General features: G+C 48.5%; 5 protein-coding genes. 2 read left to right on the top strand and 3 right to left on the bottom strand.

What is annotated here, in order from left to right:
• Positions 1–200: IS1 family transposase (locus tag BHE85_RS11665; protein ID WP_000327172.1), on the top strand; the 200-nt coding region annotated here is incomplete at its 5' end.
• Between the two features lie 313 nt (positions 201–513).
• Here the strand turns inward: BHE85_RS11665 and BHE85_RS11660 are convergent.
• The 3 genes from BHE85_RS11660 to BHE85_RS11650 are packed head-to-tail and all read right to left on the bottom strand — an operon-like array spanning position 514 to position 3,359.
• Positions 514–1,209 (bottom strand): LutC/YkgG family protein, encoded by a 696-nt coding sequence (locus BHE85_RS11660; protein ID WP_000370306.1) that lies wholly within the window; start codon positions 1,207–1,209, stop codon positions 514–516.
• Entirely contained in the window at positions 1,202–2,629 is a 1,428-nt protein-coding gene (locus BHE85_RS11655; protein WP_000023901.1) for a LutB/LldF family L-lactate oxidation iron-sulfur protein, read from the bottom strand. The genes BHE85_RS11660 and BHE85_RS11655 overlap by 8 nt, the downstream gene beginning before the upstream one ends.
• Positions 2,630–2,639: 10 nt before the next feature.
• Entirely contained in the window at positions 2,640–3,359 is a 720-nt protein-coding gene (locus tag BHE85_RS11650; RefSeq protein ID WP_001102117.1) for a (Fe-S)-binding protein, read from the bottom strand.
• Between the two features lie 450 nt (positions 3,360–3,809).
• Here BHE85_RS11650 and BHE85_RS11645 point away from each other — a divergent pair.
• A partial coding sequence (locus BHE85_RS11645) for an IS1-like element transposase (protein ID WP_024259250.1) occupies positions 3,810–4,066 on the top strand: 257 nt, incomplete at its 3' end.

Below are 4,066 nucleotides of genomic sequence, written 5' to 3'. Positions count from 1 at the left end.
GCTGGCCGCTGTATGAATCACGCCTGAAGGGAAAGCTGCACGTTATCAGCAAGCGTTACACTCAGCGCATTGAGCGACATAATCTGAATCTGAGACAACATCTGGCAAGGCTGGGACGGAAGTCACTGTCGTTCTCAAAATCGGTGGAGCTGCATGACAAGGTCATCGGGCATTATCTGAACATAAAACACTATCAGTAAGTTGGAGTCATTACCTGTTTTGCCTTGTCAAAAAAATGGTAGATGAATACCAACAAAACTCTGGGCAGTAATAAACAACATTCTGATAGAGAGTGCCTGTATAAAGCTGAAGTGACAATGACCGGGAAGGGAACCCGTTTTCAGGAATGGATGCCTGTCTTTTTCACTGTAAATATCCTGGCATTACTAATGCCAGGATATTTACAGAAGAGCAGCATAACCATGACGGAACGGGGTTAAGTCAGGTTGTCCTTAACGCTATTTTCAACCTCGTATGCCTTCTTCAGGTTTATGTTCAGATCTCATATCTCTCTCAGCAATCCTCAATAATCAGATACACCGCTTTCACCGGGCCATGAACCCCGACGACTTTGATAAGCTCAATATCCGCCGTTGAACTAGGGCCGCTAATGATGTTAATGCAGGACGGCATTCGTTCACCGGCCTGCGCTTTCTGATGCAATTTTTCTGCGAGTTGCGCTACACGCGGCAGGATTGTGCTTTTACGCAGGATAAAAAGAGAAGATTCCGGGAGCAGGCTCAATGAACGCCCGCGCTCGGCGGCGGAAAAAAGAACCACGCCTCCCGATTCGGTTAAACCATATTCAGCATACACAACACCCACTTTAGCCTGCTCTGCCTGCGAGATATTCTCGGCACCTTTCGCCGGATCCCAAACAACGGCATTGCATTCCTGCTGCAAACGTTCACTAATCCCCAATTCCTCCAGCCTCGTGTCACCGCTAATCACGACCGACTGATCTCCCAGCTCTTTACACAGACGTATTGCAGCTTCTGCCGCCTTCGCCTCGCTGGTCAGCTCACAGCGCGTCAACATAACATCGCTGGCAAACTGAATAAACGCGTCACAGCGCTGCTGTTGGTTAAGTTGGGTAAGCCGCTCGTTAGCATAGTTGTTAAGCGGCGCATCTTCTGCTTGCGGTTCAAGTCGCAGCGGGCGACCCAGTGCCTGAGCAACGTTATTCAAAAATTCGCCTCGATTATCCATTCTTTTTCTCCTGCGCCTGATGTTTCTTAAACCAACTACGGAAACTCTCTCCGTCAGCTTCAGGAAGATCGCGTGCTTCCATCCAGTCGCTAATCGCGCCAAATTTGAGTGGTGTTTTGCCGCCATTGATAAACCAGCTTGCCGCATGAGCGCCGGCCATCATCCCGACTTTCCACAATCCTGGATGACTATTGGCATAAGCGAACATTTTTATCGCCCGTTGCTCTGCTTTTGCGGTGATCCCTTTTTCAGCCATCACCCGACGATGACGCAAAATCAGTTTTGACAGCGGAATACGCACCGGACACACGCTGTCACAAGCAGTGCATAAAGAGCAGGCGTAGGGTAAATCTTTAAAATCTTTATAGCCGCCAAGTAGCGGAGAAATCACCGCACCAATTGGCCCTGGATAAATAGAGCCATATCCATGACCGCCAATATGGCGATATGCCGGACAAGTATTCATACAAGCCCCGCAGCGAATACAGCGCAGCACATCCCGAAATTCAGAGGCCAGCACCTCAGAACGCCCGTTATCGACAATAACCAGATGAAACTCTTCAGGACCATCAACGTGCCCCGCTTCGCGCGGTCCTGTCAGCCAGGTGTTGTATCCCGTCAAACGTGCACCAACGGCACTGCGCGCCAGCATGGTGATCAATACATCTACCTCGGCAAACGTGGGGGCAATACGCTCCATTCCCATCACTGCAATATGCGTTTTAGGCAGCGTGGTACACATTCGCGCATTACCTTCATTGGTCACCAGGCATACCGAACCTGTCTCTGCCACCGCGAAATTACAGCCGGTAATACCTATTTCAGCACTGAGGAAATCTTCGCGGATTTTTTGCCGGATGAATAAGGTCATCGCTTCAGGCGTTTCCGGCCCCTCATAGCCCAGACGTTCGTGTAGCACTCGACGGATCTGATGGCGATCTTTATGAATTGCCGGGACCACAACATGAGATGGCGGATCTTGATCCAGCTGGAGAATATATTCACCCAGATCGGTTTCAATCACCTGAATGCCAGCATCCTGCAACACATGATTGACACCAATCTCTTCGGTCACCATCGATTTAGATTTCACCACCTTCCGGGCATTTTTGCGTTGGGCAACCTGTAAAATGTAGCGGGTAGCGTCTTCTTTGTTTTTTGCAAACCAGACGTGACCGCCGTTTTGCGTCACTTTTTCTGAGAGCTGGTACAGATAAGCGTCGAGATTACTCAGAACATGATCACGTATCTGGGCGGCCCGATCGCGCCACTCCTCCCAGTGCCCCAATTCATCGACCATTTTTTGCCGATTTGCCCCAATACGCTGCTGCGCGTTTGCCACCGCTTTGCGCATGATCGGATCTTCAATTTGCTGACGGATGCGAGTCTTAAAATCTGTATTACTGGTTTTGATCGACATCTTTATATCCTCAGCGGCTCATCAACACTTCAGCAATATGCATCACTTTGACTTTCTGCCCTTCCCGTTGTAATCGCCCACTGATGTTCAGCAGGCAACTCACGTCAGCACCAATTAAATACTCAGGGCGGACTTCCATCAGGTGCCCAACCTTTTCTTTCACCATCTCGCCGGATATTTCGGCCATTTTGACCGAGAACGTGCCGCCAAATCCGCAGCAGGTATCCTGTTCAGCAAAGGTCAACAGCTCCAGTCCACGCACATTTTTCAGCAGCGTAAGTGGCTCGTCCTTCACTCCCAGCTTACGGGCCAGGCTACAAGATGGGTGATACACAGCTCTCCCTTGCAAACTGGCACCTACATCGACTACCCCTAATTTATTAACAATAAAAGAGGTGAGATCCTGCATACGCGCGGCAACCTTTTCGGCACGTGATGCCCATTCAGGTTCATCCGCCAGATACGTCGGGTAACTTTTTACGGCATAGGTGCAAGAGCCAGCCGGTGAAATAATGGGATCGTCGTTATCCTCCAGTGCGGCGATCAGATTTTTCATCCCTGGAATCGCTTCTTTGATATAACCGCTATTGATCGCAGGCTGACCGCAGCATCCCTGTTTCTCCGGGAAATTTACGCGACAGCCGAGTTTTTCCAGTAGCAGCACGGAGTCTCGTGCCATTCTTGATTTCAGGGCGTCACCAATACAGGTGACAAAGAAATTGACATTCACAACTAATACTCCATTACTTCATGCCCATTTATGCCCGATGTTTCCCCCCCACCGGGGGATCAATCATCAATAAATATGGCGTTCTTTTTTAATTGGCTAGCAACATACTACCCCTCATTTGTATGACAAATGATAATCTTTCACCCAAACGTCAAATGCAATAACTAATTTTATTTCTTTCGGCATCGCTCACATTTTATGGAGAAATCGACGATCATTTTTGGCATAAGAAATCCATTTAAAAATGGCCACATCCCTTATACCTATTCAGAGCTACTTATTCAGGGGTTATTGAGATATACACTGATGGTGTACAAACAAAATCACCGACAATAATCACGTATCAAGTAATAGTCGGGATTTTATTTAATTGAAGCAATTTAGTTTGTATCTTTGGTAATGCTGCCAACTTACTGATTTAGTGTATGATGGTGATTTTAAGGTGCTTGCGTGGCTTCCATTTCCATCAGATGTCCTTCCTGCTCCGCTACTGAAGGCGTGGTGCGTAACGGCAAAAGCACTGCCGGACATCAGCGCTATCTCTGCTCTCATTGCCGTAAAACATGGCAACTACAGTTCACTTACACCGCCTCTCAGCCCGGTACGCACCAGAAAATCATTGATATGGCCATGAATGGCGTCGGATGTCGCGCCAGTGCACGCATTATGGGCGTTGGCCTCAACACGGTTTTACGTCACTTAAAAAA

Source organism: Shigella sp. FC1567 (assembly GCF_001743015.1).
GTDB lineage: Bacteria > Pseudomonadota > Gammaproteobacteria > Enterobacterales > Enterobacteriaceae > Escherichia > Escherichia coli.
This window is presented reverse-complemented; position numbering and strand designations above follow the sequence as displayed.